The organism is Rhodoplanes sp. Z2-YC6860 (genome assembly GCF_001579845.1).
Taxonomy (GTDB): Bacteria; Pseudomonadota; Alphaproteobacteria; order Rhizobiales; family Xanthobacteraceae; genus Z2-YC6860.
On sequence record NZ_CP007440.1, the window covers coordinates 2,228,989 to 2,255,079 of the forward strand.

The window sequence follows — 26,091 nt, forward strand, 5'->3', positions numbered from 1 at the left end:
CGCCGAACCGCCCAGCCCGCCCGCACCGGAAACCGACTCTCGTCCCTATAGGTAGGAGGGCCCTCGATGAGCAAGGGTCAGGCAGCGACCAAGCATAAGGCCACGGCCTCCCGGCCGGGGACTGCGCGCGCGTCGGCTGCAACGAAGAAGCCTGTGGCCGAGCCGAAGAAGGCCACCGGTTCGAAAGTTGAAACCAAGGGCACCGCCAAGCTGGCGCCCAAAGTCGAGCCCAGGATTGAGGGCAAGACCGCGCCCAAGGTCACGTCAAAGATTGCTCCCAAAATCGATTCCAAAGCTGAGCAGAAGACCGAGCCAAAAACAGAGCTCAAGAAAGTAAGTGAGGAGAAGGGAATGGCATCCAAGGTTGCCGTCGCGACCAAAGCCAAGGCCAAGGAGCAGGAGGCCGCTCCTGCCGACAAAGAGACGCCGGAGACCCCCGACAGCCCGTTGCCGTTGCTCGACCTGTCGGACGCGGCCGTCAAGAAGATGATCAAGCTCGCCAAGAAGCGAGGCTACGTCACCCACGATCAGCTCAATGCGGTGCTGCCGTCGGAGGAGGTGTCCTCCGACCAGATCGAAGACGTCTACGCGATGCTCAACGAGATGGGCATCAACGTCGTCGACAACGAGGACAATGCCGACGACGAGGAGAAGGAAGAAGCCGCCGAGGACGATGACGACAGCGACGGCGAATTGGTCGAGGCCAAGCCGAAGGCGCTGACCACCGCGTCCGGCAAGGAGCCCTCGGAGCGCACTGACGATCCGGTGCGCATGTATCTGCGCGAGATGGGCTCGGTGGAGCTTCTGTCGCGCGAGGGCGAGATCGCGATCGCCAAGCGCATCGAGGCCGGCCGCGAGGCGATGATCGCGGGCCTCTGCGAGAGTCCGCTGACCTTCCAGGCCGTCATCATCTGGCGTGACGAATTGAACACCGGCAAGGTGTTCCTGCGCGACATCATCGACCTCGAAGCGACCTATGCCGGGCCCGAGGCCAAGAACGGCATGGGCAATGGTGCGGCGCCCGGTGCCGAGGGCGAGGCGACCGCAGAGGTTGCGGCTCCTGCATTGGCGCCGGTTGCGCCCGCGCCGCCTCAGGCCGCTGGTTTCAAGCCTGCCGCGCCGAAATCCGCCGATGGCGAAGAGGGCGGCGAAGGTGGCGAGACGCCGCCGGGCGAGGGCGATTTCGACGACGACGACATGGAGAACTCCCTGTCGCTCGCCGCGATCGAGGCCGAGCTCAAGCCCAAGGTGGTCGAGACCTTCGACAAGATCGCCGACAGCTTCAAGCGGCTGCGCCGTCTGCAGGATCAGGACATCCAGCTGCAGCTCAAGAGCGACGCGCTGTCGCCTGCTCAGGAGCGCAAGTACAAGAAGCTCAAGGAAGAGATCATCGCTGAGGTGAAATCTCTCCGCCTCAACCAGGGCCGTATCGACGCGCTGGTCGAGCAGCTTTACGACATCAACAAGCGCCTGGTCGGCTATGAAGGCCGGCTGATGCGTCTGTCGGAGAGCTATGGCGTTTCCCGCGAGGACTTCCTGCGCAACTACCAGGGCTCCGAGCTCGATCCTCGCTGGCTCAACCGCGTCTCCAAGCTCTCCGCCAAGGGCTGGAAGAACCTGGTCGCTGCCGAGAAGGACAAGGTCAAGGACATCCGCGGCCAGATCCATGAGCTCGCCGGCCAGACCGGCGTGGAGATCGGCGAATTCCGCAAGATCGTGCATATGGTGCAGAAGGGCGAGCGCGAAGCCCGCCAGGCGAAGAAGGAGATGGTGGAGGCGAACCTCCGCCTCGTGATCTCGATCGCCAAGAAGTACACCAACCGCGGCCTGCAGTTCCTCGATCTGATCCAGGAAGGCAACATCGGCCTGATGAAGGCGGTCGACAAGTTCGAGTATCGCCGCGGCTACAAGTTCTCGACCTACGCCACCTGGTGGATTCGTCAGGCGATCACCCGCAGCATTGCCGACCAGGCGCGCACCATCCGCATCCCGGTGCACATGATCGAGACGATCAACAAGATCGTGCGCACCAGCCGCCAGATGCTGAACGAGATCGGCCGCGAGCCCACCCCGGAGGAGCTTGCCGAGAAGCTCGGCATGCCGCTCGAGAAGGTGCGGAAGGTTCTCAAGATCGCGAAAGAGCCGTTGTCGCTCGAAACGCCGATTGGCGACGAGGAAGACTCGCACCTCGGCGACTTCATCGAGGATAAGAACGCGATCCTGCCGATCGACGCGGCGATCCAGTCGAACCTGCGCGAAACGACCACGCGTGTGCTGGCCTCGCTCACCCCGCGTGAGGAGCGCGTGCTGCGCATGCGGTTCGGCATCGGCATGAACACCGACCACACGCTCGAAGAGGTCGGCCAGCAGTTCTCGGTAACCCGCGAGCGCATCCGCCAGATCGAAGCCAAGGCGCTGCGCAAGCTGAAGCATCCGTCGCGAAGCCGGAAGCTCAGAAGCTTCCTGGACAACTGATCTCAGCCGCAGCCTTCAGGCGCACAAAAAACAGAACGGCGGGCCGAAAGCCCGCCGTTCTTGTTTGTGACAGGTTTGTTACTTCTCGCCGGAGCGCTTGATCGTCTTGATCTTGAGCGGTGGGCGGCCGGACTTCTCGGCGATGTCGCGGTCCTGCTCCTCGATCACGGCGCGCGCCGGCTCGTCTTCGTCGAGGCCGCCAAGCATGGCCGCGGGAACGCGACGGTTGGAGCGCTGCGAGCCGTCCTCGTAGATCACATCGAACAGCACGAATTCGCCGCCGGTTCGCGTTCCAGGTTTCCGCGCCATGTTGTTTCCGCCTTCTTTTTGGATCGCGCCGCCCCGTCCGCGCGAGGCTCTTTGCACCAAAAGGCGGAAAAGCGCAATGCGGCCGGATCCCGGCAATCGCTGGGATTTCGGCTCAGGCGGCGTCCTCACGTGCAACGCGCGGCATGCGTTCGGTCCGACGCTCGAAGAGCAGCACCGTGAGCGCCGCAAGCTCCAGCGCGGCGGCGACCCAGGCGAGCTTGCCGGTGCCAAATCGCAGCACCAGAGAGCCCACGAAAGAGCCAAGCGCCACGCCAAAGTAGAAGGTCGAAGCGTTGAGCGAGAGTGTCACCATCGCGAGTTCGGGCGCGATCCGAACGAGATTCGCCATCATCGCCGCATAGACGCACCAGGCGACCAGTCCCCACGCGCCGATGCTGGCGACGATCACTGGCGCGGCTTGCGGCGTCGGCAGCGCGTTTGCCGCCAGGGCAATCACGACAAACACCGCGACCAGCAAAGACAGGCCGATGCGAGCGGTGCGCAGCGGACCAAAGCGGTCGGAACTCGTGCCGCCCAGCGCGTTGCCGAGAGCCGCCGCAACGCCGAACAGGAACAGTGTCGCGCTGATGCCGCGCGGATCGAGTCCCGCAGCTTGTCCGAGGAGCAACGCGAGATAGGTGAACACCGTAAAGACGCCCGTGGCGAAGAGGAGCGTCACCGAAAGTCCGTGCAAAATCTCCGGCCGCCGTGCTGCGGCGAGCCGCTGGCCGATCGTGGTCACCGGCCGTGGCAGGTCGCGGGGCAGTCCGATCAGAAGGCCCACGATAGCGATCGCGCCAAGGACGGCCACCAGCGCGAAGGTCATCCGCCAGTTCGACATGGCCCCGATGAGTGCGCCGATCGGCGCGCCAAGCGCGACCGCCACAGCCATACCGCCGATCACGACGGAGATGGCACGGCCGCGCTGTTCGGGCTTCACCAAAACGGTTGCAACCGCGCTCGCGGTCGGCACGTAGAGCCCCGACACCAGGGCCATCAGTACGCGGGCGATGAGCAACTGTTTGAAACCCTGCGCGTTGGCTGCGCCGATATTGGCGAGCGTGAACACGCCGAGACACGAGATCAGCAGCCATTTGCGGTCGACGGAGCCCGCCACCACCGCCAGCACCGGCGAGCCGAACGCATAAGCGAGCGCGAACACGGTGACCAGCGCGCCTGCGGTCGCCACCTGAATCGAAAGGTCTGCGGCGATCGGCGGCAACAACGCCGCGATCACCCAGGTTTCGGTGCCGATCGCAAAGGTGCCGAGCGCGAGCCAAGCCAAACGGGCAAACATGGAATGCCTCTCTGTTCAATGAATGTTGAACTAGATAGGCAGGACTTGACCCGTCCGGCCAATTCAATGTTCAAATCTCATTGAACATTGAAATTCATGAATGGTGGTGCTAGGCGAGGGCATGCCCGGGCTCAGTCATCCCGACAAAGCCAAGATTGCACTGCCTGCGGTGCTCGATGCGCTGAGCGATCCGACACGGCTTGCCATCGTGGCGCAGCTTGCCGAAAGCGCGGAGCCCGAGGCGCGCTGCCAGTCTTTCCTGGCGCTCGGCAGCAAGACCAACCTGGCCTATCACTTCGCCAAGCTCAGGACCTCGGGCGTCGTCTCCGTGCGGCAGCAAGGCACCGCGCGTTACCTCTCATTGCGCCGCAAGGACCTCGACACCCGCTTTCCGGGGCTTCTGGACAGCATCCTTGCGGCGGCGCGCCCGCCCACGCGCGCCGCCGCGCGCCGCAGGGATCGGGCATGACCGACCCCCGCCTCGTGGTCTGGTACAACACCCGTTGTCCGGTCTGCGATGCCGGCATTTCCCGCCAGCGCAACAAGCTCATCGACGCTGTCCGCGCGGGCCGCATCGCCTTTCGCGACATCAACCAGGAGCCCGATGCACTGGCAGGCTTCGGCGCCTCGCTCGATGACATCCGCCGCCGGCTGCATGCGACCGACGAGAGCGGCCGTCTGATCGTCGGCGCCGACGTTGCGATCGCCATCTGGCGCGTCAAGCCAGGCGAAGCCTGGCTTGCAAGGTTCTTTGGCAACCGGGCGGTCCTGCCTTTGACGCGTTTCTTCTACGACCGTTTTGCCGACGGGTTGTTTTCCTGGAACAAGCGCAAGGGCCATTGGTAGCGGCGCGTAGCGCCCGAAAGGCCGCTTCGCATTGCCGCGCTGGCATGCGATCATTGGCAGGGAAAACGAGGAATCCGGCATGATGCGGCGGCTGCTTGCAGTTCTGTTTCTGATGCTTCTCGCAACTCCCCTGCACGCCGCGCAATGCGGCGGCGACTTCGGCTCGTTCCTCGCCACGATGGCCCGCGAGGCGCAGGGCAAGGGTGTCTCGCGCGGCGTGGTCGATCAGGCCTTTGCCGGAGTCTCGCAGGATCAAGGCGTGCTGTCCTTCGATCGCCGCCAGCGCGGCACCTTCCGCAAGAGCTTCGAAGAGTATGCCGCGACCCGCGTCACCGGCGGCCGCATCAGTGGCGGCAAGGCACGTCTGCAGCGCAACGCCGCGCTGTTGCAACGTGTCGAGCAGCGTTTCGGCGTGCCGGGCAATCTTCTGGTCGCGATCTGGGGGCTCGAAACCGATTTCGGCACCGGCGACATGGGCAAGCTGCCGGTGATCCGCGTGGTCGCGACTCTCGCGCACGATTGCCGCCGCACCGATCTCTTCCAAGGCGAATTGCTCGCAGCGCTCGCCATCTTGCAGCGCGGCGACCTGCCGCTGCGCGATCTGATCGGCGCCTATGCGGGCGAGATCGGCCAGACCCAGTTCTTGCCGTCCTCCTATATCAAGTACGGCGTCGACTTCGACGGCAACGGCCACGTCGATCTGCGCCACAGCGTACCGGACGTGCTCGCCTCGACAGCGAACCTGCTCAAGACCAACGGCTGGCAGCCCGGCGGCGACTATCACCAGGGCTCTCGAAATTTCGAAGTGATGCGCGAGTGGAACCGCGCCGAGGTCTATCGCAAGACGATCGGGTTGTTCGCGGACCGGCTGCGCTGAGAGCGCGGCTAACCGTCAGCTGCTGATGACGCCGGGCGATCGGGTGCGCGGTTCGTGACGGTGGCCAGATGGTCCCATGTATCCTTGAGGATCATCCCGGCCGCCATCGCCAACACGAACACGATCACGCTCGGCATCAGTGTTGCGAGATTCACCAATGCCGGACCCGGACAAAGCCCGACAAGGCCCCAGCCAGCTCCGAACAGGATGGATCCGACAACCAGGGACCGATCGATCCCGGATCGCGTGGGCCATAGTGATTGAACAGCCAGAAGCGGCCGTTGCTGCCGTCGCGCCAATCCAAATCCCACAGCCGACACCACGAGCGCCGCGACCATCACGAAGGCCAAGGTCGGGTCCCAGTGGCCGAAGAGGTCGAGAAACCCGAGAACCTTCGCGGGTTGGGTCATGCCGGAGACGACCAGGCCGGTGCCGAAGATCAATCCGCAGATGAGGCTTGCAAATGCCGTCATGGTCAGCCTCCAAAGCCGTGGCGCATGACCGCGACAACCACGACGGCAGTGGACATGAAGATTGCCGTTGCCGCGATTGAGCGCGCCGAGAAGCGCGCGATCCCGCAAACGCCATGGCCCGAGGTGCAGCCGCCACCCAGCCTCGCGCCAAAGCCGACCAGCAGTCCGGCGGCGATGACCATGAGGTAGCCGTCCGGCATCTGCGGCTCAGGCATCGGATGGCCCAATAGCCCGCTGACGGTTGGCGCCAGAACAAGGCCTGCGACGAACGCCAATCGCCAGAGCTTGTCGCCGGGAACCAGTGTGAGGCCACCGCCCAGAATACCGCTGATACCAGCGATACGGCCGATGAGCATCATGAGCATCGCTGAGGCGAGCCCAACCAGCGCACCGCCCGCAAGGGCTGAGATCGGATCGAAGGATGCCATGTTCCGCACCAGGAAGTTGCGAGACGAATATCAGATGCGCGCGTCTCGGCCAAATTAAGCCCCATCCAGCGAAAAACTTTACAGCAGATGGAGGGCCTCAATACAATTCGATCGGAGCGCGGTTGCGAAGCGCTGTCGACCGAGGTCGACGAGGACGTTACCGTTGTCGGGGGGTGAATGAATTTTTCCAAGGCACACTTCATCGGGATTGCCGGCAAGGGCATGAGCGCCACCGCGCTGCTCTTGAAGCAGATGGGCGTGGAGATCAGCGGCTCCGACGAGGGTTTCTATCCGCCGGTCAGCGACTATCTCGAAAGCGCCAAGGTTCCTTTCGCGAAAGGCTATCGCAAGGAGAACATCCCCGCCGACGCCGACGTCATCGTCATCGGCAAGAACGCCAAGTTGGTCCCTGAGACCAACGAGGAGGTGCGCGCCGCCTTTGCGAGCGGCAAGCTGGTGCGCTCATTCGCCGATATCGTGCATGAACTGACGGTGGCTTCCGAAAACATCGTGGTTGCGGGCTCGTATGGAAAATCGACATGCACCGCGCTGCTCGCTTGGTGTTTACGGGCAGCTAAGAAAGATCCGAGTTACTTCATCGGTGAGGTCACCAACGGCTTCGAGAGCTACGCGCAGCGGGGCAAAGGCCCGGTGTTCGTCCTCGAAGGGGACGAATATCCGTCGTCGAACTGGGACAACACGTCGAAGTTTCTTCGTTACAACGCCAAGAACGTTCTGCTCACGTCGGCGACGCACGACCACATCAACGTGTTTCCCACCCATGCGGATTTTCTGAAGCCGTTCCGCGCGCTGCTGGATGGTCTGCCGCCCGACGGCGTGCTGGTCGCTTGCAGCAGCGAGCCTCACGCCCGTGCGCTCGTTCAGGCAACCGGCCGGCGCGCCGTGTACTACGCGTTGGACGACCGGGCCAATTGGCACGCGGACAAGATCGTGCACGGCGCCCGAACCGATTTCGATCTGATGCAGGGCAACGAAAAGGTGGTACGTCTTGCGACCCATCACCTCGGCAACCACAACATCGAGAACATCGTCGGCGTCAGCGCCATGCTGCTGGAAAAGGGGCTGTTGTCGCCCGACGAGTTGCGCGCCGGGATGGCGTCGTTCATGGGCGTCAAGCGCCGCATGGAGTTGCTCTCGATGGCATCGACCGTGCCGGTGTACGAGGGCTTCGGCTCTTCGTACGAGAAAGCCAGGAGCGCGATCGCAGCGATCAAGCTGCATTTCCCCGACCGGCGTCTGGTGGTGGTTTTCGAGCCCCACACCTTCACCTGGCGCAATCGAGAGGCGATCGCCGCCTATGACGACGTGTTCGACGGTGCGTCCAAGATCTTCATCTACGAGCCGGCATCGCAGGGTGCGGGCACGCACGCCCAGCTCACCCAGGCGGAAATCGTCGGCCGGGTGCGAAGCGCCGGGTATGATGCAGAGCCGTTCGTCGAGCCGAAGGAAGCGCTAGAGCGGCTCGACGGCATGCTGAAGCCCGACGACGTGGTGCTCCTGCTCACCTCCGGCGAGCTCGGCGGCCTGATCAAGACCATCCCGAGGCTCGTGGACCAGAAGTATCCTGGCAAGCACGCAGTGGCTGTCTAAAAAAGCCCTTCGGCGCTACTTCGCGTCTGCGACCAACACCGGCTTGTCGCGATAAAGCGCCGGGAACATGCGCTTGAGGTTCTCCACCTTCGGCGCGTCGTTGAAGGCGATGTACGGATTGCCGGGATTGTTGAACGCGTAATCCTGATGATAGGCCTCGGCCGGGTAGAATGTGGCCTTCATGGTGCCGGTCTTGGTTACGATCGGCCGCGGAAACGCCTTGGCGGCGTCAAGTTGCGCCACATAGGCCTTGGCGATTTTCGCCTGCTCTTCGGTCTGCGGGAAAATCTCGGTGCGGTATTGCGGGCCGCTGTCCGGCCCCTGGCGGTTGAGTTCGGTCGGGTTGTGCGCCACCGAGAAGAACACCTGCAGGATCTGGCCGTAGGAGATCTGCTTGGGATCGAATGTCACCTGCACGCTCTCGGCGTGGCCGGTGCGGCCGTTCGACACCGTGTGATAGTCGGCGTCCTTCTTGTCGCCGCCCGCATAGCCTGACACGGCTTTCGTCACGCCCTTGGTGTGCTGATAGACCGCCTGGATACCCCAGAAGCAGCCGCCCGCCAGCACTGCGGTCTGCAGGCCTTCGGCGGGTGTCGCGTCGACCTTCGGAGCGTCGATCTGCACGGCGCTTTCGGAATGGGCGCGAACGAGGGGGAGGGCTGCGATGGCCGCAAGAGCCGCAAAGGCGGTGCCGACCAGAGTCGGAAGGCGCATGGGTGTCTCCTTGGTTTGTTGTCAGGAGTCTATCGTCGGCACGGCCCTTCGCCCAAACACGTTTTCACACGCTTCCGTGAAGCCGTAAGATGCGGCGACAACTGGAGAGCCCGATTCCCATGGCAGACAGCGACACCACGACGCGCGGCATGCTCACAGTCCGCATCAGCGCGATGCCGGCCGACACCAATGCCAATGGCGATATCTTCGGCGGTTGGGTTCTGTCGCGCATGGACCAGGCCGGCGGCATTGCCGGTGTCGAGCGCGCCCGCGGCCGTGTCGTCACGGTGGCGCTCGATGCCATGCAGTTCATCCGTCCGGTGCGGGTCGGCGACGTGCTCGAGGTCTACACCGAGGTGGAGAGCGTGGGCCGCACCTCGATGAAGATCCATGTCGAGGCCTGGGCGCGGCGCTTTCAGACCCATCTTCAGGAGAAGGTCACCGACGCGACCTTCACGTTTGTTGCCATCGACGACGCTGGCCGCCCACGGCCGATCCCGAAGGATGTGTAGCTTTGGCTTGCTCGACTTTCTCTCCACCGCATCCTGAGGAACACGAGCGAAGCGAGTGCGTCTCGAAGGACGAGCTGGCCCCGTCGGGGACGGCCCCATCCTTCGAGACGCCACGCTTCGCGTGGCTCCTCAGGATGAGGCCGGGAGAGGAGCGTGTCTGCGGCTACTCCAGCCCCGCCACGATCCGTACGTCGCGCTCGGCGCCATCGCCGAGCGCCTTGAGCGCGGCCTGGTAGCCGTCGCTCTCGTAGGCGGCCTTGGCCTGCTCGACGCTCGGAAACTCCGAGATCACGATGCGGTCCTTCAGTCCCGCCTCGTAGGCGCTCGATGCGGTGGCGCGTGCCAGATACTTGCCGCCGAACGGGGCGGTGGCCTTCGGCGCGAGCTCCGCATAGGCCGCAAGCTTCGCCGGGTCCTTGATCTTGCGATAGATCGTCACCCAATAGCCCTTGGGCATGGTGGCCGGCTCCCGCTACTCGAGCCCTTCGACGATGCGCAGGTCGCGCTCGGCGCAACCGTCGAACGCCTTGAGGGCGGCGCCATATTCCGGGCTGTCGTGGGCCTCGATGGCCTTGGCGACGCTTTCGAACTCCACGATCACGATGCGCTGCTTGATGCCGGCCTCGTAGGCCGCCGCGGCATCGCCGCGAGCGACATAGCGCGCGCCGTATTTCGCGAACGCCGGGCCCGCGAGCTTGGCATAAGCCGCAAGCTTGTCCGGGTTGTTGATCGAACGATACGCCGAAACGAGATAGCCCTTCTTCGCCATTTTCAACTCTCCACTCGAGTTCGTCATTAAGGGGCGGGAACAGTAGCGCAAGCCGCGCCGGAAAACAGCCAGTCTCTGATGTGAACTGGTGTCACTCCGGACGGAAGCCGAACGTGCGCTCGAAGCGCTTGGCATAGACCGGCCACACGTCGGGATTGACGATGCGCGGCGGGCGCTTGCCGTCGAGGGCATCGATCAGCTGGGTGGCCGCGAACTTGCCCATGTTGGCGCGCGCTTCCTTGGTCACGCCCGCGGTGTGGGGGCTCGCGATCACGTTGTCGAACTGCAGCAGCGGATGGTCGGGCTGCGGCGGCTCCTTCGACCAGACGTCGAGGCCCGCGCCCGCGATCTGCTTGGCGCGCAGCGCTTCTTCCAGCGCCTTTTCGTCGTGGATGAAGCCGCGCGCCGTGGTGATGAAGAAGGCGTGCTTCTGCATCAGTCCGAACTCGCGCGTGCTGATCATGTTGCGCGAGACGTCGTCGAGCGGGCAATTGACCGAGACGAAATCGGAACGGCGGAGCAATTCGTCGAGCGTCACCTTGGTGGCGCCACGCTCGGCGATGGTCTTCTCGTCGAGATAGGGATCGCAGGCGATCACGTTCATGTCGAACAGCGTCTTGCAGAGCCGCGCCACGCGGCGCCCGACATTGCCGAGCCCGATAATGCCGATGGTGCGGTTGTTGATGTCCGATCCCATGAAGGCGTTGCGGTCGTGCATCGTGCCCTTGCGCAGCGTGTGGTCGGTCTGGGCGATCTGCTTCGACAGCATCAGCACCATGGCGAGTACATGCGCCGCGACCGCGTCCGCATTACCGCCGGTCTGATTGACCACCAGCACACCCGCGTCGGTGCAGTCCTTGACGTTGACGGTGTCGTAGCCGGCGCCGCCGGTCGACACGATGAGGAGGTTCGGCGAGCGCGCGAGCAGCTCCTTCGTGGCGTGATACTTGATCGGCAATTCGTCGCGCGCAGAACTCACCTGATACGCATGCGCCGCGGCCATGATCGGATTGGCGACCGCGTCAGACGAGTCGTTTTCCAGCTTGTCGAGCCTGATCTCCGGCCGCTGCGCAATCAGATCGAGATAGATCGGGTGGTTGACGAAACGAACATAGAACACGCGCTTGACGTTCTCTTTGGCGCTCTCGGCCATTGTTTCCACCCCAAAATACCGCCCGGAACTGCGCAGAATTCTTGCCATTGCATTGCGGGTCCGTCCAGCGGTTCCCTGCCGTACCGGCGTCGCCCCATTTTTGCCCCAGGTTATCCAGAGCCCCAAGGCGATTTCGCAACGATGTTCCACGTAAGCCCGCATAGAACATGGCTTTTCCTTGAAAGGGGGAGGTGTTGCAGGTATCAAAACGCAGATGACAAGAACGCTTCCAAAGTGGGCCTTGCTTGCGTCGGGCACCTGCGCGTTTGTCGCGTTGGCCGGTGGCGCGATCGCCGGTCAACATGATGCGCTGGTCACCAAGCACGCTTCGGCGAATGGCGTGCCGGAATCTCTGGTGCGCCGTGTCATCTACATCGAAAGCAAGGGCAACCCGCGCGTCATCAGCAAAGGCAATTTCGGCCTGATGCAGATCCGCCTCGGCACTGCGCGGTCACTGGGCTACACAGGCAGCGCCGAAGGGCTGCTCGATGCCGACACCAACATGACCTACGCGGTGAGGTATCTTGCCAGCGCCTATCGCGCGGCAGGATGCATCGAGCAGCGCGCCATCGCCTATTATCAGCGCGGCTTTTACAAGAAGCCGATGTCGAGCTGCGGGCCGCGTGCGGTGCCAGCCGTCGTGCAGGTTGCGACAAAGGAGCGGGCACCAGCGGCCGAAGACAGGGCCCAGCAACTCGCTGCTGCCGAGCGGATCTCCGCTCCATTCGACGCTCTGCGACCGAAGATCGTACAGGTGCAGACCATCGTGCGGCCGAAGGCCTTCAACGTGCAGGCTCAGAGCGTACAAGCGCCGCCGAGCGCGCCGCAACCAAACGCGCGACCGAGCGCGCCCGTTCAAAGCGCTTCGTTGCAGCTCGCCGCGGCTCCTGCTGCGCCAGCCGCCGAGCCTCAACCGATCTACACGCCGACGCTGCCATTGCCGCGACCGGCGCAGCGACCTGAGGCGGCTCCGCCTCAGACCGTCGCCAAGGCGGCTGACGTGGAGCAAGCTTGGCCGCCGGCGCTGACACCGGAGCAGCCCGCGATGGTGATGTTGCCAATGCCGAAACCGCGGCCCGCCCAGGCGCCGAAGGTTCTGGCAAAGCTCGACGTGGCCGGTCGGGACACGACCAAACAGGACGCTGTCGCGTCTGACCTTGCGGCGGCGACGGAGCAGGCATCTTCGGATGCGACCCAGCCGGCGACTTCGATGCTGCCGATGCCCAAGCCGCGACCTGCCCAAGCGCCGAAGAGGTTGGTCAACCTTGAGGTGACCGGGCAAGGCACTGCGACCAGGCAAGACGCTGCGGCGTCCGAGGGCGGCGCGATGCCGGAGCAAGCTCGGGCGGAGTTGAGCCGGCCCGCCGAGCCACCGGCAATGCAGCAAGTGGCGAAGCTCGATCCGCAAGCGGTGCCGCTACCGCAGCGGAGACCGGCGATCGAAGAGAAATCGGAGCATCAAGGCAAGTCCGCGCGTCGCGCTTCCCACCGGCACGTGCACCACGGCAGTCGGCAGCCCGAGACTGAGACACCGGCGCTTGTCACGTTCTTCAAGAAGTTGACCACGCCGCCCGAGCCGGCGCGACGCCAAAGCTGGTAGGGGCGACGGTCGGCGGCTCAGCCGACCTTTTCGTATGATTTGAGAGCGCCGCGCAGGAGCTCGCGGGCTGGCTCCGTGCCGTCCAGCGGCCGCAACGTGCGGCGCTTGATTTTCCAGCCCGACGCGGTGCGTACGAGCTCCCAGCGGTTGGCGCCGACGCGGTGGATCCGAAAGCCGCGTGTCGTGCCGTGGTTCGGCACCTCGTGTGGCTCGGCATTCGGATGCGGCGTGATGATCTGCAGATAGGATGTCACCGTGGCGGCGTCGCCATCGATGTCGATGCGCGGCAGGCCGCAGAAATGCGCGAGCCCGCCGGCGATCGCGGCTTGATGGCCCGGCGTCTTGACCATTGCGGCGACCTCGTCGTTGCCGCTTGCGGCCTTGCCGCCGCCGAGATCGATCACGCCGTCGTCGGTGTAGACTTGCCGGGTGAAGTAGTCGGCGCCGCTGTCCGCACTCGGCGGATGGCTCGCGATCAGATTGAGGATGTCGAGCCGGTCTTCGATCGCGCGGAGGCGCTCCTCGATGGTGCGGCTTGTGCGCTCACTCGTGCGCTCACTTGTGCGCTCACTTGTGCGCTCACTTGGCATCACGCTCTCCCGGATGTTGGTCCGGGCAAAGGCTCGTGCCTTTACACCACCACTGTCAACCGCTGTGCGGCGCGCGTCACGCCGGTGTAGAGCCAGCGCTGGCGGCTTTCACCGAACGCCATCGACTCGTCGAACAGCACCACGTCGTCCCACTGCGAGCCTTGCGATTTGTGCACGGTCAGCACGTAGCCGTAATCGAACTCGTCGTAGTATTTGCGCATCATCCATTCGACAGCTTCGATGCCGCCGGTGAAGCATTCCGGCCGCACCGAGACCTTGATGCCCTTGCCGGCGTAGCCGTCGTCCGGCTGGATGCGCATGCTGATGAAGTCGCGCCGGGTCGTGGGCTTTTCCTTCACCGACCATAGTCCGCCGTTGAACAGACCCTTGCGCTTGTTGTTGCGCAGGCACACGAGCTTGTCGCCGGTCAAAGGCATCTCGCCGTCGAAGCCGCGGCGCAGCCGCATCCGTGCGTTATAGGCACGCCGCGTGGCGTTTCGCCCGACCAGCACCTGATCGGCATCGAGCACGCGCGAAGGATCGAGCGATTGCTTGCTCACCACCTCGGTCTCGCCGTAGCTGCCGGGCTCGAGCTCACGGCCTTCGCGGATGTCCATCGACAGCCGCACAATCGGATTGTCCGCGGCCTGGCGATGCACTTCGGTCAGCATCGCGTCCGGCTCGGCATCGGTGAAGAAACCGCCGCCTTGGATCGGCGGCAATTGCGCTGGATCGCCGAGCACCAGGAGCGGCACGCCGAACGAAATCAGATCGCGCCCGAGCTCGGCGTCGACCATCGAGCATTCGTCGATCACGATCAGCGAGGCCTTGGAGGCCGGTGCGTCGTCCCACAGGTCGAAGCTCGGCACCTCTTCGCCGCTCTCGCGTGTCTTATAAATCAGGCTGTGAATGGTCGAGGCGCGTTCGCAGCCCTTGCTGCGCATCACGAGCGCGGCCTTGCCGGTGAAGGCCGCGAACAGCACCTTGCCATCGACGCTCTCGGCGATGTGGCGCGCGAGCGTCGTCTTGCCGGTTCCGGCATAGCCGAACAGCCGGAAGGTTTGCGGCGTGCTGCCCTTGCCGGGCCGCGCTTTCAACCAATCGGCGACCGCAGTCAACGCGGCGTCCTGATGCGGAGTGAATACAGTCATGACCTGCCGCGTCGAAAAACGTGCGCAATATATGTCAAGAACAAATAGGGAACAAGAGGATTCTGCGCACCGGTGGCGGCCGCCGGATCAGGCGAGGTCCGAGTCGGAGCCCGATGTGAGCTTCTTCAGCGCGCGCTTGAGTGCCGCCACCTCGGCTTCGAGCTTTGTCACGCGGTCGGCGAGGTCGCTCGCGGCGGCCGTTGCGGGCTCCGGGTGGATCGCCTGCGGAAAGGCGACGCCGACCTCATGACCGACCCGCCAAATCACCTGCGCGCGGAGCGTCTGCTCCTTCTGGGGAATGTACAGGTCGAGCACGTCCGGAGTGGTCACCGCGTCGGAGAAGATCAGCCGCGCGCCGAACGGCGAGATGTCGCGGATCAGGCAGTCGGCCACGCTGCGGCGATTGTTGAAATAGATCATGCCGCGCAGAAAGCTTTTCTGGCGCGGGGTGCGCCGGCGCTCGGAGGGGCGGGCTTCGGCGGGATTGGCCATGGACTGCATGCTAACGGAGTTCCGCTAAGGATTTGTTTAACGTAGCGCCGGGAAAGGTGATGAGAATCTGGGAAAAATCCGCGGCGAGCGATTCACCACGCGACGGTGCGCATGGTGAACCAATCGTGTCCAGCCGTAAAGCGAAAGTGTCAGACCGGTGGATTCTGCCGATAGTATGCGGCGTCGTCCGCGCTCTGCTTGAAGTCCGCATGTCCGCGCCATTCGATATGGCGCGACAGCATGTCCGAGCCATAGCGCACTCGGAACAGTAGTGTGCGCTCCGGACCGTTGATGTATTCATGCACTTCGCCCGGCGGATGCACCACGAAGGAGCCTGGCACCACGTCGATGGTTTCCTTCGGTGTTCGCATCCTGCCGCCGCCTGAGAAGCAGAAATAGATTTCGGTCGCGTGCGGATGGCAGTGGTTCGGGCTGATCTGTCCGGGCTCCCAGCAGGCAACGGTGTAATCGCCATCCTCGACCTCGCCGAGAATCTTCTCGACGTGCTTTTTGGGATCCCACTCCTGCTCCTTGGTCAGGCTGAATGCATGCATATGACGGATTCTCCCTGGAACCTTATTGCGGCTGATAGCCGGCGGCCTTGACGATCTTGGCGTTGAGCTCGATCTGCTTCTGAACGAAACCTTCGAACTCGGCGGTCGCCATCGGCATCGGGCTGCCACCGAGCGCGAGCAGTTTGTCGGCAACGTCTTTCATGTTCAAGGCCAGGGCGATATGGCGGTTGAGCTGCTCGACGATCGGCCTCGGTGTTTTGGCCGGTGCAAAGGCGCCGACCCAGAACTGGTATTCGGCGTCGGCAAGGCCGAGTTCGCGCAGCGTTGCGACCTCCGGCAGAGACGGCAGGCGCTTCGGCGAGCTCACCGCGAGCGAATTGATCTGGCCCTGACGCGTGAGCGGAACCGCGTTCGCGGCCGGCGTGGGGTACATATCAAGGCGGCCTGCGATCATTTCGGTCATCGCCTCGGGCGTGCCGCGGAACGGCACGTGCGTGGTCGGATATCCAGCGGTGAGCCGCAGCAATTCCATGAACAGATGGCCTGACGAGCCGGCGCCGGCGGTGCCGTAGAGAATACTCCCGCCGGGCTTCTTGGCGGTTTCGATCAGCTCTTTCAGGCTTTTGAACTTGGTGTTGGTGCCGACCAGGAACGGAATATCGGCAATGGCGCCGATCGGCGCGAAGTCGTCGGCGACGCTGTAAGGCAGCTTCGCGTAGGTCGAGGCCACCACCACGTGAGAGGTCGAATTGACCAGGATGGTGTAACCGTCCGGATCCGACTTGGCTGCAAGATAGGAGCCGAGCGAGGTCCCGGCGCCACCCTTGTTCTCGACCACGAAAGTCTGGCCGAGCTGCCGGCTGACCTGATCGAATACGGTGCGGGCCGCGATATCGGTGCTGCTGCCGGCTGTGAACGGCACGATCACCTTGATCGGCTGCCGCGACGGCCAGTCCTGCGCATGAGCGGCGAGGGGACATGACAAAGTGAGCAGCAGGGCCAATGGCCCGAAAATCCTGCGAAGCATCCGTCCCTCTGTCGCCGCCGTGTTGTTTTGCCGTCATCATAGAGAGAAGCTTTATGGCGGGTCCAGCACGATCCCGCCGTGACAGGCGGTCGCGCCCTTGATACCAAACGGGCTTGAATCCGAAGGGGAGTGGAATGTTCAAGAAGCCGAATTGCCCGGTCATCGCCGTCGAAGAGCATTATTGGGACGCTGAACTGTCCAAAACCTATGTCGGTCTCGAATCCGGCCGGCCCGGTCCGCAGATGGACCGGCTGTTCGATCTCGGTGCGCTCCGCATCAAGGAGATGGACGAGGTCGGCATCGACATGCAGGTGATCTCGCATGGCGCGCCCTCGGCGCAGAAGCTGCCGGCCGAAGGCGCGGCCCACTTGGTGCGTGGCGTCAACGACCGCCTTGCAGCCGCTTGCGCCGCGAACCCGAAGCGCTTCGCCGCCTTCGCGGCGCTGCCGTCGAACGATCCCAAAGCCGCGGCCGACGAACTCGAGCGCACCGTGACCAAGCTCGGCTTCAAGGGCGCGATGATGCACGGGCTCTCGAACGGCACCTTCCTCGACGACAAGCGCTTCTGGCCGATCTACGAGCGAGCCGAGGCGCTCGACGTGCCGATTTATTTCCATCCGGCGACGCCGGATCCGCGAGTCGGCGACGTCTACTATGCCGACTACGCCAAGGATTTCCCGATGGTGGTGCGCGCGGCCTGGGGCTACACGGTCGAGACCGCGACTACAGCGATCCGCATGGTGCTGTCGGGCGTGTTCGAAAAGCATCCGAAGCTGAAGGTCATCCTCGGCCATCTCGGAGAGACGCTGCCCTTCCTGGTGTGGCGCGTCGACCACGCCATCGCGCGGCCGGGCGCCGCCAAGACCATCAGCTTCCGCGACATCTTCTGCGGCAACTTCTACGTCACGACGAGCGGCAACTTCTCGACGCCGGCGCTGATGTGCTGCGTGCAGGAAATGGGCGTCGACCGCATCCTGTTCGCGGTCGACTGGCCGTTCGTGGTCAATCCGCCCGGCGTGAAGTGGATGGAAGGCGTGCCGCTCTGCGACGAGGACAAGGCGAAAATCCTCAGCGGCAACACCAAGCGGCTGTTGCGGATGTGAGCGCCGGTGGCCGCGCCGAGCGGACTGCCGTTTCCTTGCATTTTGCGTTAATCGCGAACTGCTATATTTTCTCCAATCGCTGCTTCGCGATCTGGGCCTGTAGCTCAATGGTTAGAGCCGACCGCTCATAACGGTCTGGTTGCAGGTTCGAGTCCTGCCGGGCCCACCATGTTTTCATTAGCGTTTCTGACTTTTGCGCTGATCGGAATTTTTGCCGACCACAGATTCGACCACAGAAACGTTTTTCTTGGCTGACCTGCCGCCAAATGCATTGGCTGCTTCCCGCAAATAATCGGGATGATGGTGGCCGTAAGTGTTGAGCAGCACCTCGACCGACATGCCGAGATAGCCGGCAGCGGTCCACACCGGCACGCCAGCCTGCATCAGCCACGTCGCCGCCGTGTGTCGCAACGTGTGTGGCGTGACGTTGCCGCCTTGCTTCGAAAGTCCTGCCAGTCTGGTGGCCGTGTTCAACGCCGTCTTGACCGACTTGACCGGCTTGCCGCGCCATTCGACGAAATAATTCGACGCAATACCCAAGCGGACCCATCGCCGCATATGCGCGAGCAGCCGAGGCGGGATGGGTGCCGGCGGTTGTCGCTTGTTCGTTTCGCGCCGGCCTTGGGCCAAGCGATAGAAGATGCCGCCATCGAGGTCGATAAACGAGCGGCCAATCCCGCGGATTGGCGATGCGGTCGCGATCGCGCCGGCGCGGGTGCCGGTGTACAAGCCAACCAGCAAGAACCGCGCGAGATGGCGGAGAGGCCGCTTGTCGGTCTGGATCTTCTGGCCCTTGAGGGGGCCGCGATGGCAGGTCTGAGTCTCGCGGTACCGCCAGCAGGTCCAGATCAGCTTGGCCGCCTCGGATCGCGTCAGCCAGCGCTCGCGCGGCGCGCCTTTCGGCGGCAGCCAGACGTTGACGATCTCGCGGTGCAGGTTTTCGGCAGCATGGTGCCCAATCGCGGCCCGCAGATCTTCCAGGTCTCGCCGGGCGCCGCCAGCGCAGACAATCCGCTCTTGGCCATCAGCAGACTTGATCCACTTGGCGCCGCGCTTTTTCGCGTACTCTTTGCAGGTGGCGGTCGACACCTCGGAAAGCATCAGGCCGCCCCAGAACGAGTTCAGCCTGAGGATGCGGCCCTCGAACTTGCTGCGACTCGCTTGCTCGTCGCCCTTGTCGTCTACGTAGATCGTGAGAACATCGGCGACGTCGATGACCTCAATGGTCTTGGCTTTCCGCTCAGGCCGGTACTTGGTCGCAATGTGGTCCGCTAAGGCTTGCTGAGCCGCTTCGGGCGGTCCTTTGTCAGTCGGGCTTGCAACGCATCCCGTGGCGAAATCGCGGTCGCCGTCGCGGATAATCCAGACGGCCTTGCGGCCGATTTCGGGTCGAGCGGCACGTTTGTAAAGTCTTGGTCCTTTGCTTGGACGCGGCATAACTGCCTCATGCGCTCAATCGCGATCAGTGTTGTGTAGTCTTTTCCGGCAATTCGCTCGATCGTTAACCGGCCTCGCGAGGCCTCTCGGCGCAAGCCTGATTCTGACATCGAACCGTCCGGGAATGCAATTTTGGCTGCGGTTCGAAGCCGGAGTGGATCATCGGGTCGAATTGCGCCCGTCGAAAATTTCGCCAGCATGCGTTACCGTCGTTGCAAATATCCTTTGTCGGCAAACATGTGAACTCCGAATTTGAGCGGTAAAAGAGAGGCAAATACCCGCCTAATGGCGAATGGGATTCTGGGGTTGAGGCCACCACTGAAGGCTGGAGGATAGGGATGACTACAAGAAACATAACGAAGTCCAAGGCAGACCTACTACTCAAGGGGATCAGAGCCGCGAACAAACGAGCTAGCCAGCGATCAGTTGTCCCGAAGGGGACGAGGAGACTTAGTAATGAGTGGGATCGGATGATTTCTTCAGCAGTAAAAAGGGCCTTCAAAATGTCGGGCCTCAATCCAAGCCGGGAAGACGACTGTCATGAGCTGTTAGGTTATCTTGCTGCGCTGATTTATGCGGGCGCCGGCCGTGGTCATCCGATTGAATGGACGCCCAGCAAGCTCCGGCGGATAGCTCGCGAGGTTGCGGCTATGCAAGGAAATTCGACATCGGGCCGATTGTCCGAGCGAGCATGTTGCGAACAGTTGATCAAAATTCCCCGCTATAAGAAATACACCGCGCGAACATTATTGAGGGTTCTTCAACGCGCGAAGGCGATTGATTCGAAACGCAAGCAGGTCGAGGCTTGAGTGTCTCTAAGTTTTCAACGGCCATTTTCGCCGCGGGCGTCGACTCACCGTCGATGGTCGGACTTGAGGGGCGCAGCTCCCAGAGCGGAAATTCAGACTCCTTTTAGCGCCTTTCGCTTGCTGGTTTCTTGATTGTGGTTCCTACGGATTCAGCCGTCAGGACCCGTGAAGTTCTCGCGGACTTCACGGATAGCCCCAACCAAATGAAAGGTAGTTGAAATGGAGAAAGAAAAATCTGGACCGAAAGGAGGGTCGTCGAAACTCAAAGCCAGGCTTGCCAAAATTCGGCGGGCGGCGCCCTCGCACTTCCTCAACGCACAGTACAGGTGGTTCCGCCGGAGCTATCGCCTATGCTGTTCGCTGACCAGGCACGAGCGGAAAGAACTCCGACAACTTCACAAGGCAAACGGCGGCGTCGTGCCCCGGAAGAGCGACAAGGTCATGCGGATGATAATCGATTTGACGGCCCGTGAGCATGTCAAACCGAAGATGAAGCTTCGATATGCGACTCGTTTGGCGGAAGCCCGACAAGCTAAGGTCTTGCCGAAAAATTTGCGCGATTGGATTGAAAGTCACGGCGGTATCAATGGTACTGCGAAATAGAACCGCCATTTGACCTGTCCCGGGGGCGTGCCCCCCGGGACGCATGTTTACGTTCGTTGGAGGCTGCTCATGTTGTGCTTTCTCTGAAAGCACACTTCACAACGTAAATCACGTGCTCATGGCACTTAACTAGCCAATCTACTGCCATTATCGACCAAAATTCAGATCACTGTACATATGTAAATGATCTCACCGTCATCAGTACGAGTGAGAAATCATGTCTTGGAAATCAGTACCTGGCTTGCGTAGACAGGAACGCGAAGCCCTCAGTAATGTACGTTATGCCTTCAGGGTCGCCGGAAATCTGCATCTGCTGACCCGGGGAGATGAGCGCAAGATTGGTCGCGGTCCGGCGATCGATCTTAATGCCGCGAACCCTTCTTCCAGAGTTCTCCTGGGGAACGCTGTCTGGAGGGAGCTAGGCTCTCACTTTCATCTTTCCGAATCTCAGCTGATCCCTGCGAGGCCGCTATTCTCCGTCACGACGGTCGATATCGCTTGCATGACTGCTGTCGATGCCACTCAAGTGAATGTCGACGCTTTCATAAGGCATCTGCGTCATGGCCTCCGAGGGCTGTCTTACGTGGGAATGGTAGACCCCGCTCTTTATGCAGACATCAGACCAGGCACTGAGTTTTTAGAGAGAACTGGGGTCAACTGGCATCTGCACTTGTTCGCCTGGGGGGAAGATCGAACGGAGATGGGTCTCAGAGCAGGGGAGATGAATGCCCGCAGTGACAACTATCGCCCTCTCATTCCGCGCCCTCAAGCCTCATGTTCTCAGATGAAGTGTCCGAGAAATTTTTTACGAAAAGAGCGGTGCGGCTTGAACGGCTAGAGATGCGCAGGAGCTCTTACGTGGAGAACCTCCGTAGCTGGAAAAACAGTTCCGGTGCACAGGCGCTCGCGGACGCGATAGCTGGTTGTGCACGTAACCGGCGTTGCAGAAGCATTGCTTGGCGTCATGAACGCCAGCTCGGAATTGCGGCTCAGAGTTTGGCGAAGCTGGTCGTTCAGGGAACGGATTTGATCGGTCTTGGTATTCATCGGTGTCTCCATGATTGGGAATCAAGGCAGCCGCGCTCGCTCCGCCGAGACGCGGCTGTAGAATCAGAGGTGAGATCGGAGATTGGGTTGCCCGCCGGCTAGGAGCACGAGCGGGTCAGGAATGTGTCTCGATGCAGTGGGCGACGATTAACGTGAGGCGCCGGATCGAGACCTTCAGGTTGGCCATCAAGCCTTGAACGATGGCGACGTATTCAGCAGCGCGACGGCATCAGCATGGACCGTAAACGGCTTCCATTTTGGGTAGTCGCGCCACCGGACAGTCAGCATGTCGTCTTTGCGCTCGATCACGATGCACTCCCACCATCCGTCCCGAAGCGTCTCTTGCACTAGGACCAGTTGATCTTTGCCGATGTCCGTCCAAGTCTTTGGCAAGCCCTCAGACCCGACCGAATTGCCTTCCTTGCCGGCTTCGTTCAGCGGGATCTTGGTGAAGCCATTAGGAGCCGCTGAGCCTTTGGCCGCACTCGATGTGGCTGTTCCGCCGGCAAGGGCTAGTATCTGGTCGTACAGCGCTTGCTTTACGTTCGGCACCAGGCCCGCGCCGGTTGAGTTGATACGGCCGACAGGTAGCCGTCCCGCGACTTGAGCAAACTCTTCGGTGGTCACTTTCAGCACGTTCAGTTTGAGCTGCTGAGCCGCCTTGATGGCGAGGTCGCACAGGCGTTCGGGAAAGCGTCCAGCCTGTGGCTTGTTGTTGGCATCGAGGCCGTACAGCACGACCGGAACGGCGACGGTGACTTTCGACTTGGCTTTGGCAGATTGATTCATGGTGGGTCTCCGGAATCAAAAAGGAGGCCGCAAGGCCTCCTTGCATGGTTGATGTGCGGCGCGGATTAAGGTGGCTACGCTTAGAAGGTCGAAGCTGATCTTCGAGACGTGGCCGATCCGGCCGGCAGCAGTCACAACATAAGCTGCATTTTTATCATAACACACCTATAAGTTGTAGTCAAGCCGCTAAAATCGCGTGTTTTTGCTGTGTTTTATGCAGCGTTACGCGATCGCAGCGGCTGCGCAGCTGACAATAGACGTTGTCGCAAGGGGCAAGGTCGTGAATTCGATTGCCATTGCAGGCATCGAGACCGCCTTCGCTGCAGTACCGCCAGATCGCGAGCTGCACAAACCGAGGGAATGCTGTTGGGAACGTCGGGTTGAATGCCCGAGCGTCGATTCGCTGTGCCATGCGCTCGATCAGCTCAGCGCAGCCGTTGGGTCGATAGCACGCCGCGCCATACGGGTGATCTGCGCCGAACCGAGCCAGAATCCCGGTTCGATGCAGCCAATTATGGACGAGGGTGTCGACGACGATAAAGCTTGCGCCGACCTCGAGCCAATACCGGCGGCGGCGGCCGGCGCCCAGCAACAATGATGACAGGGCCATCGTGGTGACTTTGTCCGAAATTCCATACACACCCCGCAGTGGGTCAACGAGTGCGGCGCGCATCGCTGTCAACCGCTCGTGCTCCGGGAGACCCGCGCAATCAGCCAGCTGACGTTCGATCCATCCCACGAAATCACCGCCAGCGACATCGCGCATGAACAGAAACAGGCTGTAGGCGGTTTGGTTGAGACGCCCGTTTCGTAGTTCATGTCTTGGCAAAGGACAGCCAGCTATATGGCTTGGCTCAGAGCAGGTCGCTGAGCCCTTCTCATACCGACAGTCGTCGAACAGCCAAAAGCCACCGAGCTTGGGGCAGTCTGGCCTGGGTCGCAGGGCGCGGGCGGCATCTGTCCAGGTGACGTTGCCGTGTGCGCGCAAGTACTGCTTGGCAACACGATCGGCGATGCCTTGAAAGCTCAACACGTCCATGAGCCAGTCGTACAAGGCAGGAGTGTCGTGGCGCCGCACTGCTCCAGTGACGCCCCGGCGAGACAGCTGGGCTCGGCCTTCGTCGACGAAACCGAATGGCCCGGCCAATCTGCAAGCACACTGCACCAGCGGCAGCGCGTGGCTCATTGGGTCGTCGACCTTAAGGATTGAGCGTTTTGTCAAATCAAAGACACCAGTTTGCGTTGGGCATCGGAATCGCCGTCGATGTACCGTTGGGTTGTTTGGATCGACCGATGGCCGGCGAGCAGCTGCACGTCGCGTAGCGATCCGCCTGCCTTGTGCACCATTCTTGCCGCACGCGTGATGAACGTGCGCCGTCCAGAATGAGATGAGCAGCCTTTCAAACTGAGCTGCGCGTAAGCCCGATGAAACCAGACAACGACGCTGAGAGCAGTCATTGGACCGCCGCGCTCTGATCGTACAACATGCGCTGAATCGGCGGACCAGCGCCGCCAGTCGATGAGTGCTGCTCGAAGGGTAGGGTGGATGGGAATTCGCCGTCCGCTACGCTTTTTTGCGATGCTGTCGTGAAGCTCGATGACAGTGCCGACGCGCCCTTGGGCATCGGCAACCATGTCCCAAGTTAGGGCCGCGATCTCTGCGGCACGCAAGCCTGCCTTGGCCGATAACAGCACGATGACGCGATTGCGAAGCGGATTACGGGTCTGGTCGGCGAGGCGTAGGAGTTGTTCAACTTCTGAATCTGAAAGTATCTTGGCTTGCTTGCCTGCCATGACCGTATTCGATTGACGATGAATCGAATCATACGATCAGTTGATTCAGCGCCGCCAGCGCTATTTCGAAGTGAGTCGAAATCCAACTGACAAGCTTTTCAACAAAATCAGTCGATGACCATTCAATAATGAGCGAAAAGTTCGTAAGCAAGACATCGGGTTCGCGGCTTAGTCGGCAACTTGTGCCGCCACGCCATCGCTTCGCTTAAATCCGAGACGGATTCAACCTATTCTATTCGGCTGCTTCTCTCGGTCCATCAAGCATCAGAAGGTCGAGGCCCTCGATTTCCTGGATCGACCGACCGGCGATGCCTTGCAAATCGCCAAACATCCCGGCGGTCGACTCGATCGCGCCGCGAATTTGTTCTTCTCGCCTAGCCCACATTTTGGTCGTAGCTCGACGCTCACGGTTGAGATCGTCTTGCATTTCAGTGAACCGCTCGACGATGGCTTCGATGCGGTGACGGAAGCGTGGACCAGACAGATACTGATACATTTGCTCCATCTTCGACTGTTGGCCGTGGCTCGCCAAGCGGGCGCCGTGAAGCTCGATCAAAGTTTGCCGCAATGCCATGGCGAGGGGCAGAGCACAGCGCATTTCTGTTACCCAAACGCCGTCGATTAGATCGAACGATTTGATGTCTTTCGGAAGCGCGTTGGACACGATCAGCGCCATTTCCGCTTTGGCCGCACGCTGATCATCGCGCAGCTTGGAAAGCCATCCGTCGCTCCAGTTCTTGGTTCGCTTGCTCTCCCAGAGGATGGTGCCGCAAGGTTGGTTCTGCGGTCCAATCACACGATGCAAGAGATCGCCTCCAAACTCGCCTTTGGGCACTGGCTCGATCGCATCTCGCGGGAATTTCGATCGCAAAGTCGTCTCAAGCTCAAGTTCCAGGACCTCGCCCTGCAGCTGTTGAGATCCCTGCTCGGCCTTGCGCTTTAGCTCTTCGATCTGCCGCTGCATCGAAGAGATTTGCTCTTCTTTCTCGGCGACGCGCAACTTGTAGCCTTCCTCGGCAGCTTGGCGCGCCTTATCCCGAACGCTGCCAAGCGACTCCGAAACCCGCTTCTCGATGGTCAAATCCATCTCGCGCTTTGCGTCGTCGAGCTCGCGTTGCTTTTTGATGAGTTCCACTTGAGCCCTTTGGGCCTCCGCGAGCTTTTCATCGCGCTGTTGGAGGACTTGCTTGAGATCGGCGAGCTCCTTGCCTTTCTGCTCAAGATCCGTAGCGGCAAGCATTTTCGCCTTTTTCGCTTCCTCGGCTGCGATCGTTGCGCGTTCTGCGGAAATTCTCTCTGCAACCGTCTGGGCGATAACTCCCTTTTCTTTCTCCAGGGCGGCTTGCTGGTCACGCACCGACTGCTCACGCTTGGCGATCTCGCCATCCTTGTCAGCTAGACGTTGCTCATATTGCCGGCGAGTTGCGGCGATGAGCGGTGCCGCCAACTGCTCGGTCAGCTTGATCTCGGTTTTGCAGTTCGGGCACGCAATCAAGTCAGTCATTGTCACTCTCCCCGCAGGATCAATGGCGTCGATCCGCTGGTGTCTGAAACATGGAACCATAGCATTTGTTCATGATATGTTCTAGTAGTTTTTTGGGGCCCTGGGGAAAAGTCGCGACTGAGAGATTCCTAAACCAGCTGAGGCATGAAGGAGCGGCCGATTATCT

Annotated in this window: 28 protein-coding genes and 1 tRNA gene; 10 read left to right on the forward strand and 19 right to left on the reverse strand. The window is 61.8% G+C overall.

What is annotated here, in order from left to right; translation table 11 throughout:
• The first annotated feature begins 351 nt into the window (after positions 1 to 351).
• Complete coding sequence (rpoD, locus tag RHPLAN_RS10470; protein WP_068030990.1) at positions 352 to 2,475, forward strand: RNA polymerase sigma factor RpoD; 2,124 nt, start codon at positions 352 to 354, stop codon at positions 2,473 to 2,475.
• Between the two features lie 78 nt (positions 2,476 to 2,553).
• On the opposite strand, the gene RHPLAN_RS10475 is transcribed toward rpoD, so the two are convergent.
• Together RHPLAN_RS10475 and RHPLAN_RS10480 are read right to left on the reverse strand one after the other, a co-directional pair.
• Complete coding sequence (locus RHPLAN_RS10475) at positions 2,554 to 2,784, reverse strand: hypothetical protein (RefSeq protein ID WP_068030993.1); 231 nt, start codon at positions 2,782 to 2,784, stop codon at positions 2,554 to 2,556.
• Between the two features lie 112 nt (positions 2,785 to 2,896).
• Complete coding sequence (locus RHPLAN_RS10480; RefSeq protein ID WP_068016971.1) at positions 2,897 to 4,081, reverse strand: MFS transporter; 1,185 nt, start codon at positions 4,079 to 4,081, stop codon at positions 2,897 to 2,899.
• Positions 4,082 to 4,202: 121 nt separating this feature from the next.
• On the opposite strand from RHPLAN_RS10480, the gene RHPLAN_RS10485 reads away from it, so the two are divergent.
• The 3 genes from RHPLAN_RS10485 to RHPLAN_RS10495 all read left to right on the forward strand — a co-directional run bounded on the left by RHPLAN_RS10485 (position 4,203) and on the right by RHPLAN_RS10495 (position 5,804).
• On the forward strand, positions 4,203 to 4,550 hold the full coding sequence (locus RHPLAN_RS10485; protein WP_068030997.1) for an ArsR/SmtB family transcription factor: 348 nt from the start codon (positions 4,203 to 4,205) through the stop codon (positions 4,548 to 4,550).
• Positions 4,547 to 4,927, forward strand: a complete 381-nt coding sequence (locus RHPLAN_RS10490; protein ID WP_068016973.1) for a thiol-disulfide oxidoreductase DCC family protein — start codon at positions 4,547 to 4,549, stop codon at positions 4,925 to 4,927. Before RHPLAN_RS10485 ends, RHPLAN_RS10490 begins: the two co-directional genes overlap by 4 nt.
• Before the next feature lie 79 nt (positions 4,928 to 5,006).
• Entirely contained in the window at positions 5,007 to 5,804 is a 798-nt protein-coding gene (locus tag RHPLAN_RS10495; RefSeq protein ID WP_068031000.1) for a lytic murein transglycosylase, read from the forward strand.
• An 8-nt stretch (positions 5,805 to 5,812) separates the two neighbouring features.
• Here RHPLAN_RS10495 and RHPLAN_RS10500 read toward each other — a convergent pair whose 3' ends face one another.
• Together RHPLAN_RS10500 and RHPLAN_RS10505 are read right to left on the reverse strand one after the other, a co-directional pair.
• A complete protein-coding gene (locus RHPLAN_RS10500) occupies positions 5,813 to 6,277 on the reverse strand; it encodes a YeeE/YedE family protein (protein ID WP_084244641.1) in 465 nt (154 codons plus the stop codon).
• Positions 6,278 to 6,279: 2 nt separating this feature from the next.
• Entirely contained in the window at positions 6,280 to 6,705 is a 426-nt protein-coding gene (locus RHPLAN_RS10505) for a YeeE/YedE family protein (protein WP_068016976.1), read from the reverse strand.
• A 177-nt stretch (positions 6,706 to 6,882) separates the two neighbouring features.
• Between RHPLAN_RS10505 and RHPLAN_RS10510 the strand changes: the two genes are divergently transcribed.
• A complete protein-coding gene (locus RHPLAN_RS10510) occupies positions 6,883 to 8,316 on the forward strand; it encodes a UDP-N-acetylmuramate--L-alanine ligase (RefSeq protein WP_068016980.1) in 1,434 nt (477 codons plus the stop codon).
• Between the two features lie 15 nt (positions 8,317 to 8,331).
• On the opposite strand, the gene msrA is transcribed toward RHPLAN_RS10510, so the two are convergent.
• A complete protein-coding gene (gene msrA, locus RHPLAN_RS10515) occupies positions 8,332 to 9,030 on the reverse strand; it encodes a peptide-methionine (S)-S-oxide reductase MsrA (protein ID WP_068016985.1) in 699 nt (232 codons plus the stop codon).
• 119 nt (positions 9,031 to 9,149) lie between these two features.
• Here msrA and RHPLAN_RS10520 point away from each other — a divergent pair, with 119 nt between their 5' ends.
• On the forward strand, positions 9,150 to 9,542 hold the full coding sequence (locus RHPLAN_RS10520) for an acyl-CoA thioesterase (protein WP_068016988.1): 393 nt from the start codon (positions 9,150 to 9,152) through the stop codon (positions 9,540 to 9,542).
• 163 nt (positions 9,543 to 9,705) lie between these two features.
• On the opposite strand, the gene RHPLAN_RS10525 is transcribed toward RHPLAN_RS10520, so the two are convergent.
• The 3 genes from RHPLAN_RS10525 to RHPLAN_RS10535 all read right to left on the reverse strand — a co-directional run bounded on the left by RHPLAN_RS10525 (position 9,706) and on the right by RHPLAN_RS10535 (position 11,464).
• Positions 9,706 to 9,999: a DUF1330 domain-containing protein gene (locus RHPLAN_RS10525; RefSeq protein ID WP_068016992.1), complete on the reverse strand. Its 294-nt coding sequence runs from the start codon at positions 9,997 to 9,999 to the stop codon at positions 9,706 to 9,708.
• A 15-nt stretch (positions 10,000 to 10,014) separates the two neighbouring features.
• Complete coding sequence (locus RHPLAN_RS10530) at positions 10,015 to 10,311, reverse strand: DUF1330 domain-containing protein (protein WP_068016996.1); 297 nt, start codon at positions 10,309 to 10,311, stop codon at positions 10,015 to 10,017.
• 91 nt (positions 10,312 to 10,402) lie between these two features.
• Positions 10,403 to 11,464: a hydroxyacid dehydrogenase gene (locus RHPLAN_RS10535; RefSeq protein WP_068016999.1), complete on the reverse strand. Its 1,062-nt coding sequence runs from the start codon at positions 11,462 to 11,464 to the stop codon at positions 10,403 to 10,405.
• Positions 11,465 to 11,678: 214 nt separating this feature from the next.
• Between RHPLAN_RS10535 and RHPLAN_RS40915 the strand changes: the two genes are divergently transcribed.
• Positions 11,679 to 13,064 carry a transglycosylase SLT domain-containing protein gene (locus tag RHPLAN_RS40915; protein WP_084244643.1) on the forward strand — a complete coding sequence of 462 codons (1,386 nt, stop codon included), beginning with the start codon at positions 11,679 to 11,681 and terminating at the stop codon, positions 13,062 to 13,064.
• A 17-nt stretch (positions 13,065 to 13,081) separates the two neighbouring features.
• On the opposite strand, the gene RHPLAN_RS10545 is transcribed toward RHPLAN_RS40915, so the two are convergent.
• The 5 genes from RHPLAN_RS10545 to RHPLAN_RS10565 form a co-directional block, all read right to left on the reverse strand.
• The gene (locus RHPLAN_RS10545; RefSeq protein ID WP_068017005.1) at positions 13,082 to 13,654 is read right to left on the reverse strand and encodes a nuclear transport factor 2 family protein; all 573 of its coding nucleotides are present in this window, start codon (positions 13,652 to 13,654) and stop codon (positions 13,082 to 13,084) included.
• A gap of 41 nt (positions 13,655 to 13,695) precedes the next feature.
• Positions 13,696 to 14,805, reverse strand: coding sequence for an ATP-dependent DNA helicase (locus RHPLAN_RS10550; protein ID WP_068017007.1), 1,110 nt, complete (start codon positions 14,803 to 14,805; stop codon positions 13,696 to 13,698).
• A gap of 87 nt (positions 14,806 to 14,892) precedes the next feature.
• On the reverse strand, positions 14,893 to 15,297 hold the full coding sequence (locus RHPLAN_RS10555) for a PilZ domain-containing protein (RefSeq protein WP_068017011.1): 405 nt from the start codon (positions 15,295 to 15,297) through the stop codon (positions 14,893 to 14,895).
• Positions 15,298 to 15,446: 149 nt separating this feature from the next.
• A complete protein-coding gene (locus RHPLAN_RS10560; protein WP_068017013.1) occupies positions 15,447 to 15,851 on the reverse strand; it encodes a cupin domain-containing protein in 405 nt (134 codons plus the stop codon).
• A gap of 22 nt (positions 15,852 to 15,873) precedes the next feature.
• Positions 15,874 to 16,839, reverse strand: coding sequence for a Bug family tripartite tricarboxylate transporter substrate binding protein (locus tag RHPLAN_RS10565; protein WP_084244645.1), 966 nt, complete (start codon positions 16,837 to 16,839; stop codon positions 15,874 to 15,876).
• Positions 16,840 to 16,973: 134 nt separating this feature from the next.
• Here RHPLAN_RS10565 and RHPLAN_RS10570 point away from each other — a divergent pair, with 134 nt between their 5' ends.
• Together RHPLAN_RS10570 and RHPLAN_RS10575 are read left to right on the forward strand one after the other, a co-directional pair.
• A complete protein-coding gene (locus tag RHPLAN_RS10570) occupies positions 16,974 to 17,942 on the forward strand; it encodes an amidohydrolase family protein (protein ID WP_068017020.1) in 969 nt (322 codons plus the stop codon).
• Between the two features lie 93 nt (positions 17,943 to 18,035).
• Positions 18,036 to 18,111: transfer RNA gene (locus RHPLAN_RS10575), tRNA-Ile, on the forward strand.
• Between the two features lie 8 nt (positions 18,112 to 18,119).
• Here the strand turns inward: RHPLAN_RS10575 and RHPLAN_RS10580 are convergent.
• Positions 18,120 to 19,031, reverse strand: coding sequence for a site-specific integrase (locus tag RHPLAN_RS10580; protein ID WP_335341060.1), 912 nt, complete (start codon positions 19,029 to 19,031; stop codon positions 18,120 to 18,122).
• 818 nt (positions 19,032 to 19,849) lie between these two features.
• On the opposite strand from RHPLAN_RS10580, the gene RHPLAN_RS39190 reads away from it, so the two are divergent.
• Positions 19,850 to 20,188 carry a hypothetical protein gene (locus RHPLAN_RS39190; RefSeq protein WP_157100187.1) on the forward strand — a complete coding sequence of 113 codons (339 nt, stop codon included), beginning with the start codon at positions 19,850 to 19,852 and terminating at the stop codon, positions 20,186 to 20,188.
• Positions 20,189 to 21,625: 1,437 nt separating this feature from the next.
• Here the strand turns inward: RHPLAN_RS39190 and RHPLAN_RS39195 are convergent.
• The 5 genes from RHPLAN_RS39195 to RHPLAN_RS10605 form a co-directional block, all read right to left on the reverse strand.
• Positions 21,626 to 21,838, reverse strand: coding sequence for a hypothetical protein (locus RHPLAN_RS39195; protein ID WP_157100188.1), 213 nt, complete (start codon positions 21,836 to 21,838; stop codon positions 21,626 to 21,628).
• A gap of 186 nt (positions 21,839 to 22,024) precedes the next feature.
• Entirely contained in the window at positions 22,025 to 22,627 is a 603-nt protein-coding gene (locus tag RHPLAN_RS10590) for a hypothetical protein (RefSeq protein WP_068017030.1), read from the reverse strand.
• Between the two features lie 178 nt (positions 22,628 to 22,805).
• On the reverse strand, positions 22,806 to 23,681 hold the full coding sequence (locus RHPLAN_RS39200; RefSeq protein WP_237180103.1) for a hypothetical protein: 876 nt from the start codon (positions 23,679 to 23,681) through the stop codon (positions 22,806 to 22,808).
• Positions 23,682 to 23,845: 164 nt separating this feature from the next.
• The gene (locus RHPLAN_RS10600; protein ID WP_068017032.1) at positions 23,846 to 24,421 is read right to left on the reverse strand and encodes a tyrosine-type recombinase/integrase; all 576 of its coding nucleotides are present in this window, start codon (positions 24,419 to 24,421) and stop codon (positions 23,846 to 23,848) included.
• A 232-nt stretch (positions 24,422 to 24,653) separates the two neighbouring features.
• A complete protein-coding gene (locus RHPLAN_RS10605) occupies positions 24,654 to 25,925 on the reverse strand; it encodes a DUF2130 domain-containing protein (protein ID WP_068017035.1) in 1,272 nt (423 codons plus the stop codon).
• Between the last annotated feature and the right edge of the window lie 166 nt (positions 25,926 to 26,091).

Bases quoted from the DNA above. Each gene is read 5' to 3' on its own strand.
- rpoD (WP_068030990.1), top strand. From the start codon at position 352: ATGGCATCCAAGGTTGCCGTCGCGACCAAAGCCAAGGCCAAGGAGCAG.
- RHPLAN_RS10475 (WP_068030993.1), bottom strand. From the start codon at position 2,784: ATGGCGCGGAAACCTGGAACGCGAACCGGCGGCGAATTCGTGCTGTTC.
- RHPLAN_RS10480 (WP_068016971.1), bottom strand. From the start codon at position 4,081: ATGTTTGCCCGTTTGGCTTGGCTCGCGCTCGGCACCTTTGCGATCGGC.
- RHPLAN_RS10485 (WP_068030997.1), top strand. From the start codon at position 4,203: ATGCCCGGGCTCAGTCATCCCGACAAAGCCAAGATTGCACTGCCTGCG.
- RHPLAN_RS10490 (WP_068016973.1), top strand. From the start codon at position 4,547: ATGACCGACCCCCGCCTCGTGGTCTGGTACAACACCCGTTGTCCGGTC.
- RHPLAN_RS10495 (WP_068031000.1), top strand. From the start codon at position 5,007: ATGATGCGGCGGCTGCTTGCAGTTCTGTTTCTGATGCTTCTCGCAACT.
- RHPLAN_RS10500 (WP_084244641.1), bottom strand. From the start codon at position 6,277: ATGACGGCATTTGCAAGCCTCATCTGCGGATTGATCTTCGGCACCGGC.
- RHPLAN_RS10505 (WP_068016976.1), bottom strand. From the start codon at position 6,705: ATGGCATCCTTCGATCCGATCTCAGCCCTTGCGGGCGGTGCGCTGGTT.
- RHPLAN_RS10510 (WP_068016980.1), top strand. From the start codon at position 6,883: ATGAATTTTTCCAAGGCACACTTCATCGGGATTGCCGGCAAGGGCATG.
- msrA (WP_068016985.1), bottom strand. From the start codon at position 9,030: ATGCGCCTTCCGACTCTGGTCGGCACCGCCTTTGCGGCTCTTGCGGCC.
- RHPLAN_RS10520 (WP_068016988.1), top strand. From the start codon at position 9,150: ATGGCAGACAGCGACACCACGACGCGCGGCATGCTCACAGTCCGCATC.
- RHPLAN_RS10525 (WP_068016992.1), bottom strand. From the start codon at position 9,999: ATGCCCAAGGGCTATTGGGTGACGATCTATCGCAAGATCAAGGACCCG.
- RHPLAN_RS10530 (WP_068016996.1), bottom strand. From the start codon at position 10,311: ATGGCGAAGAAGGGCTATCTCGTTTCGGCGTATCGTTCGATCAACAAC.
- RHPLAN_RS10535 (WP_068016999.1), bottom strand. From the start codon at position 11,464: ATGGCCGAGAGCGCCAAAGAGAACGTCAAGCGCGTGTTCTATGTTCGT.
- RHPLAN_RS40915 (WP_084244643.1), top strand. From the start codon at position 11,679: ATGACAAGAACGCTTCCAAAGTGGGCCTTGCTTGCGTCGGGCACCTGC.
- RHPLAN_RS10545 (WP_068017005.1), bottom strand. From the start codon at position 13,654: ATGCCAAGTGAGCGCACAAGTGAGCGCACAAGTGAGCGCACGAGTGAG.
- RHPLAN_RS10550 (WP_068017007.1), bottom strand. From the start codon at position 14,805: ATGACTGTATTCACTCCGCATCAGGACGCCGCGTTGACTGCGGTCGCC.
- RHPLAN_RS10555 (WP_068017011.1), bottom strand. From the start codon at position 15,297: ATGGCCAATCCCGCCGAAGCCCGCCCCTCCGAGCGCCGGCGCACCCCG.
- RHPLAN_RS10560 (WP_068017013.1), bottom strand. From the start codon at position 15,851: ATGCATGCATTCAGCCTGACCAAGGAGCAGGAGTGGGATCCCAAAAAG.
- RHPLAN_RS10565 (WP_084244645.1), bottom strand. From the start codon at position 16,839: ATGCTTCGCAGGATTTTCGGGCCATTGGCCCTGCTGCTCACTTTGTCA.
- RHPLAN_RS10570 (WP_068017020.1), top strand. From the start codon at position 16,974: ATGTTCAAGAAGCCGAATTGCCCGGTCATCGCCGTCGAAGAGCATTAT.
- RHPLAN_RS39190 (WP_157100187.1), top strand. From the start codon at position 19,850: ATGATTTCTTCAGCAGTAAAAAGGGCCTTCAAAATGTCGGGCCTCAAT.
- RHPLAN_RS39195 (WP_157100188.1), bottom strand. From the start codon at position 21,838: ATGAATACCAAGACCGATCAAATCCGTTCCCTGAACGACCAGCTTCGC.
- RHPLAN_RS10590 (WP_068017030.1), bottom strand. From the start codon at position 22,627: ATGAATCAATCTGCCAAAGCCAAGTCGAAAGTCACCGTCGCCGTTCCG.
- RHPLAN_RS10600 (WP_068017032.1), bottom strand. From the start codon at position 24,421: ATGGCAGGCAAGCAAGCCAAGATACTTTCAGATTCAGAAGTTGAACAA.
- RHPLAN_RS10605 (WP_068017035.1), bottom strand. From the start codon at position 25,925: ATGACTGACTTGATTGCGTGCCCGAACTGCAAAACCGAGATCAAGCTG.